We start from the raw sequence: 15,696 nt of genomic DNA, 5'->3' as shown, positions 1-15,696 counted from the left end.
GTTAATTTAACAATTATTTAACAGTATCGATGCGATTTTCCTGCTAAAACTACGCTAAGAAAAAAATCTGAAATTGGATCACTCCCAAAAATTTCAGAATGGCAACTGTAGGAATTTCCGATATGGCTAAAACAACTGTTAAGAAAAAGGCCTTAATTGCGCCTGAAGCGCTAGATAAGAGCACTATCAAAGACGCTATCGTACGTCATCTCCATTGTACGCTTGGTACCGATGAAAATAAGGCTAATAATCACGCTTGGTGGAAAGCGGCTTGCGCAGCTGTACAGGAGCAAGTCTTAGAGCGATTACGCCGTACTCAAAAATCTCATTATTTAAACGATACTCGCGCGGTACATTACTTTTCCGCTGAATTCTTGATGGGACGTTTAATGTCAAACAACCTGCATAATTTAGGCTTGTTTGAAGTGACTGATCAGGCCCTCAAAGAATTAGGGGTTAACCTCACTGATATCATGGAAGAAGAGCCAGATATGGCCCTTGGAAACGGTGGTTTGGGACGCTTAGCCGCTTGTTTTATTGACTCTCTCGCGACTATGGATTTACCGGCTGTTGGCTACGGTATTCATTATGAGCACGGTTTATTTAGACAAGAAATCAAAAATGGCGCGCAAATAGAGCGCCCAGATAGCTGGAGAGATTACGGAAATCCTTGGGAGATCTGTCGACCTGAATCTATTCAGGAAGTTTCTCTTTATGGCTATGTCGAAACCAAATACGGCGACAACGGTCGAATTCAAAAAGAATGGCATCCAGGCTCTATCGTTAAAGGGATCCCATGGGATATCCCAATTGTTGGTTTTGGTGGCAAGACCGTCAACGTATTGCGTTTGTGGGAAAGCCAAGCTTCCAGTTATTTCAATTGGGATGTATTTAATGCCGGCGGTTACGTCGATGCACAAAGCGAAAATGTGCAATGCGAGACCATCTCAAAAGTCTTGTACCCCAATGATGAAACCGAGGCCGGTAAAGAGCTACGTCTAATTCAACAATATTTCTTCTGTGCCTGCTCGTTGAAGGACATTATTCGACGCTATAAGCGTGCTCACGGTGACGATTGGAGTCGATTCTCTGATCAAGTCGTGATCCAATTGAATGATACGCATCCGGCAATCGCGATCCCTGAATTAATGCGGATCTTGGTAGACCGCGCAGAATTAGATTGGGATGACGCGTGGGCAATTTGTAATAAAACATTTGCTTATACCAATCACACTTTATTGCCTGAAGCACTTGAAAAGTGGCCTGCGCGTATGATTGAAAAGATCCTGCCGCGCCATTTAGAAATTATTTATGAAATCAATCACAGGTTTATGGCCGAAGTTGAGAAAAAGTGGCCAGGTGATAACAAAATCAAACAAAAGCTGTCTATCATCGAAGAAGGCAATGACAAAATGGTGCGCATGGGCAACTTGTCAGTGATTGGTGCCTTCGCAGTTAATGGCGTGGCAGAAATTCATTCCAAGCTGGTTAAGCAAAACTTATTCCCTGAATTTGACCAACTATGGCCAAACAAGCTAACCAATGTTACTAACGGTATTACTCCAAGACGTTGGCTTAAGGCGTGTAATCCATCGTTATCCGCGTTGATTGATAAGAAAATCGGTGACGATTGGCCGATGCACCTCGATAAATTGAAGAACTTAGAAAAATTTGCCGATGAAGCCAAGTTCCAAAAAGACTTCATGAAAATCAAACATCAAAACAAAGTTGCCTTTACCAAACAGGTCAAAGCATTAACCGGTATTGATATTGATCCTAAAGCAATTTTTGATATACAGATCAAGCGTTTGCACGAGTACAAACGTCAGCATCTCAACTTGCTGCACATCATGGCCTTGTACCGTCGCATTTTGGAAAACCCAGATTATGATATGCACCCACGGGTGTTTATCTTTGGCGCCAAGGCTGCACCAGGTTACAAATTGGCGAAAGATATTATTTATGCGATCAACCAAGTCGCAGAGCGGATTAATAATGATCCTCGGGTAAACAAAAAGCTAAAAGTGGTATTCTTGCCCAATTACCGCGTGAGCTTGGCGGAGAAAATGATCCCCGCAGCGGATGTTTCCGAGCAGATCTCTACTGCCGGTAAAGAAGCGTCAGGAACGGGTAACATGAAGTTATCTCTCAACGGTGCATTGACGATAGGAACGCTAGATGGTGCTAATATCGAAATAGCCGAAGAAGTGGGGGATGAAAACATCTTTATATTTGGACTAACGGTTGAACAAGTTCATGACTTGCATGCCAAAGGCTACAACCCATATGACTATTATTATAAAAATGCCGAGCTAAAAGCGATACTAGATTGGCTTGAGACTGATTACTTCACACCGGGTAAACCTGGGGCATTGGCATCAATAAAACACAGTTTGCTGGATGGCGGTGATCCTTATCTAGTGTTGGCTGATTATGAGTCATACTCTGAAGCACATAAGGAAGTAGATAAGGCCTACCGTGACAGTAAAAACTGGGCGCGTATGGCTATTCTCAATACGGCGCGTATGGGTAAATTTACCTCAGACCGTTCTATCGCAGATTATGTAGAGCGCATCTGGAAATTGAGCCCTTGCCAAGTTGAGAGTTAGATACAAGGTTTAGCAACAAATAGCTGAATTTATGATCTTAACTAGGTTTAAATTCACTTTATCAAGCCCAAATGTCTATTTGGGCTTTTCTTTATGGTCGTTAACCGTATAGAATCATAGTCGTTGTCTAATAAAACGCCTTAAAAGATAAATAAAAAATGGGTGAAGTACACCAATCCCTAGCCACAATTCCAAATCGTTATGCGTTTTTAGATCGCATAGATAAAGCAGTCAAAGAAGATAATAAACTGTCTTTGATGCTGATTGACGTCGTGCGTTTTTCCGACGTCAGCAGTTCGCTTGGGTATCAAGTGGGCGACATCATTTTGCTGGCAATCGCTAATCGCATTCGCAAACTATTTGGCTATGACATTTTGTTAGGCCGTATTAGTGGTGATATCTTTGGTTTGATCTTACCGGGGCGTCATGGCGAACGACAACTCCGACATCATTTCAATCATCTAGTAGAACACTTCAAAACACCTATTGCCTTTGATGGTCATGCATTTATCGCGGATTTTAATGTTGGGGCAGTGGCAAATTCTCCTGAAAATAGTGACACAATTAAATTGCTCGCCATTGCCGAAGCTGCACTCAAGCAGGCGAAAGAAAATAAATACGAAAACCTACACATTCTGAGCATGACAGAAAAAGCACGTGGTGGCCGTTCTCTGGCACTTAAGGCTGATTTAAAACGGGCTTTTTTGAATGATGAATTGGAGATTTATTTTCAACCTAAAGTTGATCTAAACACGCTTGATATAGTTGGCGCTGAATGTTTGTTGCGTTGGAATCACCCGTTGGATGGCGTGTTATTTCCCGGGGCCCTGATTGAAGCTGCTGAATCTTACAATATGATGAATGAGCTAGGTTACTGGACCTTAGAGCAAGCTTTCAAAAGTGCAGTGCAGTTTAAGAAGCAAGGACTAGACATTATACTGTCGGTCAATATGTCGCCAACCCAGTTGTATGATTTTAAGTTTATTCCAAATTTACAAGCACTTAGAGATAAGTATGAAATTGACTTGTCGTTAATGGAGTTAGAGCTCACCGAAGATGTTGCTTTATCCAATTCATTAATGGTTAAACGACAACTCTCCGAAGCCCGAGCATTGGGCATGAAGATTTCAGTCGACGATTTTGGTAAAGGCTACTCTAATCTTGCTTATATTCGTGACTTAGCAATAGATACGATCAAAATTGATAAAACCTTTGTGATGGGGTTAGAAAACAATACGGTTAATTTGGCGGTCATTCAAGCCGCTCAATTAATTGGTAATGCATTGAAATGTGAAATCGTAGCAGAGGGCATTGAGACCTTAGGACAAATGCATATGCTTCGAGAAATTGGTATCCTTTGTGGTCAAGGTTTTCTGTTTTCACAAGCCATTCCAGAGTTAGAATTTATTCAGTTGTGCAGCACAGATTTGGCAGTGGGTACGTCGCAGGCATATTTATCCCGCAAAGCCTGAATAACCTGAACTCTAGATAATAAGCGCCCCTCAATAACGCCCTTTTTACGCTTATCCGCGTTGAGTTTTCTAGTAATAGGCCCGCTATTACGTATGAAAACTCGCCTTGCTAATCGCAAAAATTGCATCATTGATGCGTGTTTTTATAGTTTCGTTTTTACTTACCTTCACTAACACTATGAAATAAGCATTTAATATTTAGTTGCTCGACACCTCTTATCCTTCAGTTCAGGTTAGATAGCAACTCGTCAAATCTTCAAGTTTTTGCTATCCTTTAGCAAACCAATAATAAAAGAAGTCCTATGCCAACAGAGCAACTTATCGCCTCAGGCCAGTTTTTACACTTGTCTCGTTTTGACCCCCAGCAATTTGATACGCCTGTCGACTTTACCTTAAAAAATGGAACTCAAGTTCATATTTCCAGTCCTGGCATTATTCGCTTCGATCCACCAAGTACGACGACCCGTTCATTGGTCTTTTCTTGTGGTGTGCATGGCAATGAAACTGCACCAATAGAGATTTGTGACGCGATAGCGGCTCAGCTTCTCACCGGTAAGTTACAAGTAAAACAACGGGTTTTATTTTTATTTGCCAACTTACCAGCAATGGATATCGCCGAACGATTTGTGGAAGAAAATATGAATCGCTTGTTTAGTGGTGCTCATTCACAAGGACAGGGGATCAATAATCAAGAGCGAGAGCGGGCAAAAGAATTAGAGTTGGCCGTGGCGCAATTTTTTAACGATGAAACCACGACTCACGAACGCATTCATTATGACTTGCACACCGCGATCCGCGCATCAAAAAATGAAAAATTTGCGGTTTATCCTTTTTTACATGACAAACCTCGAAATAAACAACAGTTAGCTATTTTACATGCCTGCGGAGTCAGTACGATCTTATTGTCAGAAAGTCCAACGACCACATTCAGCTATTATTCGACTAATCAATTTGGCGCTCATGGCTTTACTGTTGAACTAGGCAAAGTGCAGCCCTTTGGTCAAAATGATATGGCAAAGTTTCAAAAGGTGCGGGATACCATGATAAGACTCATTACCGAGTTAGATCCAGATTTCTCTGCTTTTAATCCAGAAGAAATGGATATCTACCGTGTTAACCAAGTGATCAATAAACACTTCGATGATTTTAAACTCCACTTTGCCGATGATCTGCCTAACTTTACGGACTTCGCAAAAGGTCAGGTGATTGCCTCTGAAACGGACACTACCTATAAATGTGAATATGATGGAGAAGCTATCGTTTTCCCTAATGCAAACGTAGCTATAGGGCAACGTGCTCTGCTCACTGTGGTCCCCACCAAAATTTAAAGGTTTTAGTATGCACAATAGTGATTTTCAATTGGCTGCTGCGCTCGATAACGACTGCTTTCATGTGTGTGACTTACCGCTCAGTAAAATATTGCTGATGAATGACAGTCAATATCCGTGGTTTATACAAGTGCCAAGGATTAACAATGTCAGTGAAATTATCGAATTGAGCGATTGTCAGCAAAGCCAGCTTTGGTACGAATCTAAGATACTGAGTGAAGCAATCGGCGAGCTGTTTAATCCTGATAAACTGAATATGGGGGCATTGGGAAATGTCGTTTCTCAATTACATATTCATCATATCGCTCGCTATCATTCGGACGTTGCATGGCCTAAGCCTGTTTGGGGCCAGGCTCCAGCAGTGCCTTATCAACAAGACAAGCAACTCAGTATTATCACGCAAATGTGCAGCACACTACAGGAGAAGTTATGTTAGTCACCACCACTAATAATTTAGAAGGGAAAACCATTGAGCAGTATTATGGGATCGTTGTTGGCGAGGCGGTAATGGGCGCCAACGTTTTTAAGGATATCTTTGCTTCTATCCGCGATATTGTTGGCGGTCGATCAGGGTCGTATGAGCAAGAGCTTACCAAAGCTAGAAAAATTGCGTTTATGGAGCTCACTGATGAGGCTCGTTTAATGGGCGGAAACGCGGTCATTGGTGTAGACATCGATTATGAAGTAGTCGGTCCTAAAGGCAGTATGTTAATGGTGAGTATTTGTGGTACGGCGGTAAAATATCGAGAGGATTGAGTGACTTGGTAACTAACTTAAGTAACCTGAACACGGGGTAATAAGTGCCCCTCAATAACGCTCTTTTTACGCTTATCTGCGTTGAGTTTTCTAGCAATTGGCCAGCTAATACGTACGAAAACTCGCCTTGATAATCGCGAAAATTGCATCATTGATGTGTGTTTTAGAAGGTTTGAATTTAGTTATCATGACTAACATTTTGAAATCGTTAAGTAATACTTAATTGCTAGACACATCTTATCCTTCGGTTCAGGTTAAGTAAGGCAATATTTATTGCTTCCACCATTTATTACTGATTTCCATTAGACCAGCTTGTTTGAATACCGTTCTGGCTAAATGACAATCCTGTTGGTTGAGGAACTCTCCTAAAGGTATGCTGATCCTATCGTCTGTTAATACCATCTTGGGGCGGTCGAATTGAGTTTCGGCTTCGACCACATTCACGTGTGTCGCAGTACGCACAAATTGCCAACGAAAATACGGTTGTTTGATCCCACATTCAAAGGTAATTGATTTAGGGGTAATGGTTAGCACTTGCTTAGAGTGACAATACAAACTGACTCGATACATCAATAGTGCAAGTAATCCCACTTCGAAACCGGCAAATGGAAGTATTAGCCAAGCCCCAGCGATAGACCAAGCGGTTGCAATCAATAAGACAACCGTACTTATCACGCAAATTAATATTTTCACTTCTTTCCAGCTCGCAGAACGATTCGGCGATAATTCAATTCGCGTGCTGTGAGCATTGGCTTGTGCAAAAACCATGTGACGATAATTCTCCAAGGCACTCAATAAGAGTATGTTTTATGTATGACTATAGACGGCAAATTCATGTTGTCCAAATTTGCTCATCACTGTTCAATAACTATTAGTTATCCGCTGTGACGATTCAGGTAAATATTGATAAAAAACGGTGGGTGTCCATGTTATTTGAGGTGGGTGTCCATGCTAGTTGTGGTGGGTGTCCACGTTAATTGTGGTGGGTGTCCACGTTAATTGCGGTGGGTGTCCACGTTAGTTGTGGTGGGTGTGTAGTGGTCAACTAAATCCGGACACCATTTTAGCTAATTTTTCTGCTTTAGCAGGTGGTAGCCCATTGTTAAATTGGTGTGGCCTTTCCCAGTTATAATAATTCATCAGGTAGTAACCCACATCTCGTTTTGCTTCGTTTATCGAACAGTAACCGGTTGAAGGTACCCATTCAGATTTTAGACTTCTAAATACTCTTTCCATTGGGCTGTTGTCCCAACAGTTACCGCGTCGACTCATACTTTGTGTTATTCGGTAGCGCCAAAGCCTCTGTCGGAATTTACGAGCACCATATTGTGAACCTTGGTCGCTATGGAACATAACATGCTGTGGCTTTCCCCTATGCTCATAGGCCATATCCAAAGCTCTGGCGGCTAACTCTGTGTCCGGTCGATTCGACAAGCTCCACCCAATCACACGTCGAGTAAATAAGTCGATAACCACCGCGGCATAATGCCATGAACCTCCTGTCCAAATGTAGGTGATATCTCCACACCAGACCTGGTTTGGCTGTTCCACATCAAACTGACGAGCCAATAAGTTTGGAATGTCCGGCCGTTCAACTTGTACGTTTTTGTAAGCGTGCTTACCAGGCTGCTTACTCATCAGTCCTTGCTCTTTCATGAGCCGACTCGCTTTGAACCGCCCCATGACAACGCCCTCATCGCGAAGCATTGCAACAATGGTGCGTGAGCCCGCTGACTGACGACTTTTGTCGAAAAGGCGCTTCACTCTAGCTCGCAAGATGCGCCTTTTAGTTTTGATAAGTCTTTGACGTTTATTACGTTCGTAATAACTACTAACGCCTACTCCCATCGCCGAACAGACCAATTCCGTTGACTCATGCTCTCTCAATCGATCTATCAACGTGTAGATTTCAGTTCGTCTGACATCAAGAGAGCGGTAGCCTTTTTTAATATCGATTTTTCTCGTTCCAACCTATTAACGCGAGCCTCTAGCTCTTGAATACGTTGCTGGTCTGTAGTTAATGCTTTGGACTTAGGCGTTGTACCACCTCGCTCCAATTCCAATTGTTGCACCCAACTACGCAGCGTATTCTCATGGACATCAACTGTACGGGATGCCTCGGCATAGTTATAACCTTGATCGAGAACTAAACTCGCGGCATCGTGTTTAAATTCCGGACTGAATGACCGGCGACTTCTTTTTACCATTGAACACCTCGTTTATCAGTGTAATGTTACCACTTAAAACGGTATTCGGGTTTAGTCTGCCACTACAGTGTCCACGTTAATTGCGGTGGGTGTCCAGGTTATTTCGTTATTTGTTGCGGGGGAAGCCATTGGTATTGTTAGTTATTTTATATATGATGATCCAACAGAGTTATTTATCATTATCTAGATCACATTTTGTCTTTTTTGACCTTCCTACTTGGTCGTTAATACAGTACTTCAGGTTTTACATTGCTTAAATTTACTTCGCTTCATGTTAGGCTTTTTTTGTTTATTGCTTGGTTGATGCTCCTGTTTTTTTATATCGCCGATCCGTTATTATTACTGATTGAATATGGTGCATTTACTTTGCTTGGGATCCTCGGAGCGATTTTTGCCAACGCCACAGGCGCGGGTGGTGGTGTGGTCTTTGTGCCGTTTTTTAATCAGCTTAATTTTGACTCCAGTACCACAGTGGCAACTAGTTTCGCAATCCAATGCTGTGGCATGACCGCTGGCGCAGTTACTTGGTGGGCATTTTATCGGAAAAACCAAATTCACAACCCCGACTGGCGTGAAGTGTCTCGAGCTTTAACTCTGACAGTGCCTTTTTCAATTGTTGGGATAATTGTCGCGCAAACCGTACAATTTTCTCAAGGTGGAGTGGGGGAAGCTGACCAATTGCATTTTGCATTTGGTATTTTCTCTATTTTGTTGGCATTTGCTATATTTGCGAGCTTGCCTTTGCTCAACAACGCACAATTTACTCAAGCATTTTCCAAAACTGATATCCTTGTTTTACCTGTGGTGTCTTTGTTCGGCGGTGTTATTACGGCTTACCTTTCTATTGGTGTCGGTGAGCTTATCGCAGTTTACTTGATAATGCGCCGATTCAACGTGACTTTTGCCATCGCCGTCGCAGTAATTCTCAGTGCATTTTCAGTTTGGGCGAGCATTGGTTTTCATGCGTTGATACTCAATTCCGTGTATTGGCCTGTGGTAATGTTTGCTGGCGCTGGAGCTATTATTGGGGGAGTATTGGCCAAATACGTGGTGTTATACTTTACCGCCAAACATCTAAAGATATTTTTTGCGGGTTGGATATTTTTATTGGGCATGAGCGCGTTGCCATTTTGAACTCATTACTGATAGAGCCGGTAGTGGAAATTGATAGGAGACAAGTGTGAAAGCGATTCGTACCTTTAACGTTAAAACCTATCGGCAATCCACTCAATCTCATCTAGATAAGGTAGCTGTTGAAGAGCCATTGGAGATTTGGTTGAAGCGTTACAGCTCTGCCTCATGCTCAGAAACTCAGCACTTAAGTACTACTATGCGTACGCCAGGTCACGATATTGAATTGGTATCTGGATGGTTGCATTCTCTCAATTTAATCCAAATGTCAGACATTCAAAGTATCCTTCATACGGGTGTTGAAACATTGAAACAGCAATACAGCAATCGAATTATGATCACGCTCAAACTCGGTGTTGATGTGGATGTTTCTTGTTTACAACGTGCGCAGTATGCCAATTCTAGCTGCGGCGTTTGCGGTCAACAGAGTATCGAATGGATGTGCGACGATCTAGTACCAATTGATGATTCTGCACGTATCAGTTTATCCAGTAACACCATCAAACAGTTGAGTGCCCAACTGGGTCAAAATCAACCACTATTTAGCGCTACAGGAGGGATGCATGGCGCGGCCTTAGTCAATCAAGCTGGTATCATTTATAGTGTATTTGAGGACGTAGGCAGGCACAATGCGCTGGATAAATTGGTAGGAGCAAATTTGCAACTACTGCCTGGTCTATTTGGCGTTGTTTTGAGCGGTAGAGTGAGTTTTGAAATGGTTCAAAAAGCGGCCAGAGCTGGGATCAGTATGATTGTTGCAATGGGAGCGCCAACCAGTCTAGCGATAGAGCTATGTCAAGAGTGTGATATTACGTTGATCGGTTTTTTACAATCCGACCGCTTCAATGTTTATCACGGTTGGGAATACATAAATTAACCTAATATCACGACAAGCAGGATACATTTTATGGCCAAGTCTTCGATAGACGCGAAATCAATTAGCATACAGCAACCTAAAGATTGGGCGGCTGGCGTTCCTGCAGTCGTGTCAGCGTATAAGAATGTCAGTGCCAAAGTGGGTCCCATCAAAGGGACTAGGCTGCTGAGCCATCTAAACCAAATTGAAGGCTTTGATTGTCCCGGATGCGCTTGGCCCGATCCCTTGGGCAAACGAGCCACATTCGAGTTTTGTGAAAATGGCGCCAAAGCCGTTGCCGATGAAGCCACCTTAAAACGAGTTACTTCGGCATTTTTTAAACGCCATAGCGTGGCGCAACTTAAGGAAAAAACAGACAAATGGCTAAATGAGCAAGGGCGGTTAACTCAGCCAATGGTGCTTGATAAAGAGGCTACACATTACCAACCCATCTCATGGTCAGATGCCTATAAATTGATCGCCAAGCATTTACAGGCACTTGAAACACCTCATCAGGCGGCTTTTTATACATCGGGTAGAACCAGTAACGAAGCGGCATTTTTGTATCAGTTATGGGTGCGTGTGCTGGGCACTAATAATTTGCCTGATTGTTCCAATATGTGCCATGAGTCAAGCGGTGTTGGCTTAACGCAAACCATTGGCGTCGGCAAAGGCACAGTTTCGCTTGATGATATTGAACACACAGATGCTTTGTTTATCTTTGGTCAAAACCCTGGCTCTAATCATCCGCGCATGCTCACCTCACTGCAAGCCGCAAAACGACAAGGTGCGACTATTGTCTCGATCAATCCACTGGATGAGACAGGACTAAAACGATTCAAAAATCCGCAAGAAGTAGAAGGGGTGTTAGGTCAAGGTACGGCGCTCAGAGATCTTCATTTACCGATTAAAATCAACGGTGACATGGCCTTTCTTAAAGGCCTCTGCCGTTGTCTTATTGAACGTGACTCACCTCAAACACCGGTGTTGGATCATGAATTCATCGCGACTTATTGTGATGGGTTTGAAGCCTTCAAACAGGATATTCTTAATAGCGATTGGCAGCAAATTGAGGTGCAATCTGGGTTGAGTAAAAGTCAAATTGAACAGGCTGCAGACGTAGCCTGTGCTTCAAAACGCATCATTTGTTGCTGGGCGATGGGCATGACCCAACACAAAGATTCGGTGGCTAATATTCAACTGATGACCAACTTTCTTATGTTGCAAGGTAATCTCGGTAGGCAAGGAGCCGGTGTATGTCCCGTGAGAGGCCACAGTAACGTGCAGGGCGACCGGACCATGGGAATATGGGAAAAGCCCACTGATGCTTTGCTAGATGCTTTACAGCAGGAGTTTAACTTCGTCCCGCCTCGAGATCACGGTGTCGATACGGTGGATTCTATCCATGGTATGTTGAAGGGCACGATACGTGTGTTTTTCGCGTTAGGCGGCAATTTTTTTAGAGCAACACCAGATCATGATAAAACGGCCCAGGCCTTGTCTAAATGTGAATTGACCGTGCAAGTTTCAACCAAATTGAATCGCTCACACCTGTTAACGGGTAAACAGGCTTTAATTCTGCCAACGCTAGGGCGCACTGAAATTGACACCCAAGCCACAGGCGTACAAACCATAACCGTTGAAAATTCCATGGGCGTTGTACAAACCTCTCACGGTAAAATTCCGCCGGCATCTTCTTCATTGAAAAGTGAAGTGGCGATCATTGCTGAATTAGCTCATGTTGTATCTCCTAATGTACACATAAATTGGTTGTCTTTACGTGTTGACTATTCACGAATTCGTCAACATATAGCCGCAGTGATCCCGGGGTTTGAGAATTTTAACCATAGGATCGATACCGATGGCGAGTTTGTGCTACCAAATCCGGTGAGAGATCAGCGCAACTTTAACACCAATACCGGTAAAGCAAATTTTATTGTTCAAACAGATACCCATCGCACATTAGCCAATGATGAACTATTACTGATGACCATACGAAGCCATGATCAGTTTAATACCACTGTGTATACTGATGACGATCGGTATCGCGGTGTGTTTGGCAGCAGGGAAGTGATTTTCATGAATCAGCATGATATTCGTCAAATGGGCCTCAACAGCGGAGACAAAGTTGATATTATGAGTCAAGTTGGTAAGGGGACGGATCGGGAAAAACGCTTGTTCGGATTCAGAATCATAGAGTATCAAATTCCACAAGGCTGTGCGGCGGCCTATTATCCAGAGACTAATAATTTAGTTGCCTTGGAGCAAGTGGCGGATAAGAGTAATACGCCCGCTTATAAATCGATTGTAGTAACAATAGAGCCATCATTACAGGCCCAATGATAAGCCACCTTCCCCTGAGCTTAATATGGCGCTAGCGTCACCTTATTTGAACTGAAACGCCGTTAATTAATACTCATCTACTTGCACGCTAAAGGATATATTATGCTAAATGAATGGAAATTAAGCATAAAAAAAGACAGCAAAGGTGCTGTCTTTTATGTGTATCAAATTAGCGACAAGAGTGTATTAGCAATCTGATTCGTCGCCACCTGTCTTTTTCTTCATTTCGATACAAGCCTGCTTCATTTTTTCTTTGCTTGCTTCTTTCAGGTCAGCAGATTTTTCTTTCGCTGCATCCATCATGTCCTCAGCTTTATCTTCAGCGGCGTCCATCATGTCCTCAGCTTTATCTTCAGCAGCGTCCATCATATCTTCCGTTTTTTCCTCTGTTGCCTCCATTAACTCGCTGGCTTTTTGCTTAGCTGCGTCTGTCATCTCACCGGCTTTTTCGCCAGCGGCTTCAAGTTTAGCGGCAGCTTTTACCTTTGCCTCTTCTGCTGATTCTTTCTGGGCGTCAGAGCAACCGGCCATACCAAGTGTAGACAGCAATACCGCAAGAGCTAAAGTGTGTTTGATATTTTTCATAACGATTCCTTTTTTAATTGTGATTTAGTGATGTAATTCGTTGCGAAGCGATTTAACAACGCTTACGGTAACAAATACCAAAACTCCCACGTAGCACAGCGTTGCAATACTCGCAGATACAATCATATTTGGTATGCTACTTTTGCTCAACGTTGCCGTAATAAGCAAAGCTAACCCGATTAATAACCAAAACATCATCATCATACTCCTTAAGGTGATTGAGCCACTGCATTTCTTCTCTGTTATTCAGTGGAATCATGGGTTTATTACCATGATTCAAGACAATGCGAAAATCATTCCAAAATTGTATGTTATTGATATTTATGAGTAATATTTGTAACCGAAAGGTTTGGAAGTAAAAAAACAGTACAAGATGTCTGCAATCACAGACACCTTGCGTTTTGTTTTCTATAAATTACGAGAAATGTAGCCTAACAGTAGCATTATTGCCAATATGGCGGCCATTCTTCTGGTCAACTGCGCAGTCGAATAAGCCGATGATTCGCTCACTTTGGGCAAGCCTGCAATGAGTTGTCCAACGTAGGCGTTACTATCATCTCTAAGTTGACCTAAACGCATCGCAATCCTTGAGCCAATAGCAGGCATCATTCTACGATATAGCCATTCCATATCGATGTTGACCGAGCGTAATTCAGGTGGGTATAAGCCTTTCTTGTTGAGCCATACAAATGCCAGTGCAGAGAAGAACAGTAACTGCAGTTGCGTCAGTGTATGTGTGATGTCGTAGGGTACATATTCATTTTCCCATGGCAGTAAGGCGTACATCACATCAGGGTAACTTCCAATAACGATACACAATACCGAAGCGATAAACATCGCTGCAAGCATATTATTAGGTGCTTCTTTTGGTCTAAGCCCTGAGTCATGTGCAAAAAATGCAAAGAAAGGGATTTTGATGCCGGCATGATGGAATACACCCGCAGAAGCAAATAGTAACATCAGCCACAGATATTCGTGACCGGCTTCTATCATTGCCGCCATCACCATACTTTTACTGACAAAACCACTAAATAGCGGAAAGGCAGAAATCGATGCCGCACCCACGATACAGAAAATGGTCGTTTTCGGCATGGTCTTGTGCAGGCCTCCGAGGTCAGAGCCCATTACATGACCAACCCGATACAAAACGGCGCCCATTGTCATAAACAATAAGCCTTTAAAGATAACGTCATTAAACGCGTGCGCGACGGCGCCGTTAAGCGCTAATTCGGTACCAATGCCAATGCCGCAAACCATAAAACCAAGCTGGTTAATCAAGCTGTAGGCCAACACTTTACGCAGATCATTTTCTATTACCGCATAGAAAATGGGGAAACAGGTCATGGCTGCACCTATGTACACCAGTAAGCTTTCACCAGGAAAAGTTTTAGCTAGCGCAAATATCGCTACCTTGGTGGTAAAGGCCGACAGAAAAACGGCGCCAGTGGGGGTCGCCTCTGGATAACCATCGGTAAGCCAGGTATGTAAGAATGGAAACGCACATTTAATGCCCAAGGCGAAGAAGATAAGCCATGAGGCCATGCTCCCAAGCCCTATGTAGGTAAACTCAAAAGAGCCGGTTTGATGGTAATGTAACAGTGTTCCAGCTAATAACAGCACACCTGAAAGCACTTGAAATATCAGATAACGAATACCAGCGGCATTGGCTTTTTCTGTCCGTCTTGCCCAAATAAGCCATACTGATGTAAGCGCTAATAATTCCCAGAATATAAATAAACCGAGTAAATCACCACAAAAGACCGCGCCCAACGCGCTGCCGGCATACAGTAATCCTGCAGTTTGCTGTAATTTATCTTTAACATGTAAAGAGTAAGTAATGGCAATCAACGCTGCGATATGAAACAAGTAGCCAAACATCAAGCTGAGTTTATCAACATGCATGAGCTGTAGCTCAAACTCTAGCATTGGCATGCTCACCCAATCTCCCGGAGTGGCAGCAAAAAATAGGTTCAAGCCACCCCAAATTGGCAAGAGTAGGGCAAAGTAGCGGGCCTTGTTAGGCAACAATGGCAGTAATATAGCCCCAATAAAAAAGGGTATAAAAGGAGGAAGATTAGTAATCCACATCAGTTGTCACCCTCTTTCGCTTCAGGTACTTCGGCTTCTGTTGGTTCGTAATAGTCTTCATCTCGCATCAAAAACTTACGCATTTCTTTGGCAATCACCACCAACACCACACAGGCGACAAAGCCATAAATGGCGTAAAACGCGGGGATTTTTTCAAAATCGGTATAGATATGTCGATGAACCACAAAATCAAGGATCACCAACAGTGCGCAAAGGGCATAAAACACCCTGAGGATGATGGTAACATTACGCTCTTTATCAAAAAAACCAGGGGCTTCATTTGACGTATCGTGTTGCTGTTTTGGATCAGACAAATTCAAC

The 15,696-nt window shown here is 43.0% G+C and carries 14 protein-coding genes; 8 read left to right on the top strand and 6 right to left on the bottom strand.

Going from position 1 to position 15,696, the window contains the following annotated elements; genetic code table 11:
• Positions 1–122: 122 nt before the first annotated feature.
• From ABD036_RS13720 to ABD036_RS13700, 5 genes are all read left to right on the top strand, one after another.
• Positions 123–2,609: a glycogen/starch/alpha-glucan phosphorylase gene (locus tag ABD036_RS13720; protein ID WP_343860846.1), complete on the top strand. Its 2,487-nt coding sequence runs from the start codon at positions 123–125 to the stop codon at positions 2,607–2,609.
• Between the two features lie 158 nt (positions 2,610–2,767).
• The gene (locus ABD036_RS13715) at positions 2,768–4,081 is read left to right on the top strand and encodes a putative bifunctional diguanylate cyclase/phosphodiesterase (protein WP_343860844.1); all 1,314 of its coding nucleotides are present in this window, start codon (positions 2,768–2,770) and stop codon (positions 4,079–4,081) included.
• A 302-nt stretch (positions 4,082–4,383) separates the two neighbouring features.
• Entirely contained in the window at positions 4,384–5,409 is a 1,026-nt protein-coding gene (gene astE / locus ABD036_RS13710) for a succinylglutamate desuccinylase (RefSeq protein WP_343860842.1), read from the top strand.
• A 10-nt stretch (positions 5,410–5,419) separates the two neighbouring features.
• Positions 5,420–5,845: an HIT domain-containing protein gene (locus ABD036_RS13705; protein WP_343860840.1), complete on the top strand. Its 426-nt coding sequence runs from the start codon at positions 5,420–5,422 to the stop codon at positions 5,843–5,845.
• The gene (locus ABD036_RS13700; RefSeq protein ID WP_343860838.1) at positions 5,839–6,165 is read left to right on the top strand and encodes a heavy metal-binding domain-containing protein; all 327 of its coding nucleotides are present in this window, start codon (positions 5,839–5,841) and stop codon (positions 6,163–6,165) included. The genes ABD036_RS13705 and ABD036_RS13700 overlap by 7 nt, the downstream gene beginning before the upstream one ends.
• A 270-nt stretch (positions 6,166–6,435) precedes the next feature.
• On the opposite strand, the gene ABD036_RS13695 is transcribed toward ABD036_RS13700, so the two are convergent.
• Together ABD036_RS13695 and ABD036_RS13690 are read right to left on the bottom strand one after the other, a co-directional pair.
• Positions 6,436–6,933: a DUF2244 domain-containing protein gene (locus ABD036_RS13695; protein ID WP_343860836.1), complete on the bottom strand. Its 498-nt coding sequence runs from the start codon at positions 6,931–6,933 to the stop codon at positions 6,436–6,438.
• A 273-nt stretch (positions 6,934–7,206) separates the two neighbouring features.
• Positions 7,207–8,372 (bottom strand): IS3 family transposase gene (locus tag ABD036_RS13690; RefSeq protein ID WP_343860834.1). Its coding sequence is split into 2 segments (ribosomal slippage): positions 7,207–8,105 and positions 8,105–8,372, totalling 1,167 coding nucleotides; the frame shifts between segments, so codons are not numbered across the junction.
• A 303-nt stretch (positions 8,373–8,675) separates the two neighbouring features.
• On the opposite strand from ABD036_RS13690, the gene ABD036_RS13685 reads away from it, so the two are divergent.
• Genes ABD036_RS13685 through ABD036_RS13675 form a run of 3 tightly spaced genes read left to right on the top strand, consistent with a single transcriptional unit; the run spans position 8,676 to position 12,702 of the window.
• The gene (locus ABD036_RS13685; RefSeq protein ID WP_343860833.1) at positions 8,676–9,506 is read left to right on the top strand and encodes a sulfite exporter TauE/SafE family protein; all 831 of its coding nucleotides are present in this window, start codon (positions 8,676–8,678) and stop codon (positions 9,504–9,506) included.
• Positions 9,507–9,552: 46 nt separating this feature from the next.
• Positions 9,553–10,380, top strand: a complete 828-nt coding sequence (fdhD, locus tag ABD036_RS13680; protein WP_343860832.1) for a formate dehydrogenase accessory sulfurtransferase FdhD — start codon at positions 9,553–9,555, stop codon at positions 10,378–10,380.
• Between the two features lie 30 nt (positions 10,381–10,410).
• A complete protein-coding gene (locus ABD036_RS13675; protein ID WP_343860830.1) occupies positions 10,411–12,702 on the top strand; it encodes an FdhF/YdeP family oxidoreductase in 2,292 nt (763 codons plus the stop codon).
• Between the two features lie 186 nt (positions 12,703–12,888).
• Here the strand turns inward: ABD036_RS13675 and ABD036_RS13670 are convergent, their stop codons facing one another.
• The 4 genes from ABD036_RS13670 to ABD036_RS13655 form a co-directional block, all read right to left on the bottom strand.
• Positions 12,889–13,287, bottom strand: a complete 399-nt coding sequence (locus ABD036_RS13670; protein WP_343860828.1) for a hypothetical protein — start codon at positions 13,285–13,287, stop codon at positions 12,889–12,891.
• Between the two features lie 136 nt (positions 13,288–13,423).
• Positions 13,424–13,546, bottom strand: coding sequence for a hypothetical protein (locus ABD036_RS13665; RefSeq protein WP_343860826.1), 123 nt, complete (start codon positions 13,544–13,546; stop codon positions 13,424–13,426).
• 149 nt (positions 13,547–13,695) lie between these two features.
• On the bottom strand, positions 13,696–15,375 hold the full coding sequence (locus ABD036_RS13660; RefSeq protein ID WP_343860824.1) for a Na(+)/H(+) antiporter subunit D: 1,680 nt from the start codon (positions 15,373–15,375) through the stop codon (positions 13,696–13,698).
• The gene (locus ABD036_RS13655) at positions 15,375–15,689 is read right to left on the bottom strand and encodes a hypothetical protein (protein ID WP_343860823.1); all 315 of its coding nucleotides are present in this window, start codon (positions 15,687–15,689) and stop codon (positions 15,375–15,377) included. The genes ABD036_RS13660 and ABD036_RS13655 overlap by 1 nt, the downstream gene beginning before the upstream one ends.
• Between the last annotated feature and the right edge of the window lie 7 nt (positions 15,690–15,696).

The sequence above is a fragment of the Aliiglaciecola litoralis genome (assembly GCF_039523355.1).
GTDB lineage: Bacteria > Pseudomonadota > Gammaproteobacteria > Enterobacterales > Alteromonadaceae > Aliiglaciecola > Aliiglaciecola litoralis.
This window is presented reverse-complemented; position numbering and strand designations above follow the sequence as displayed.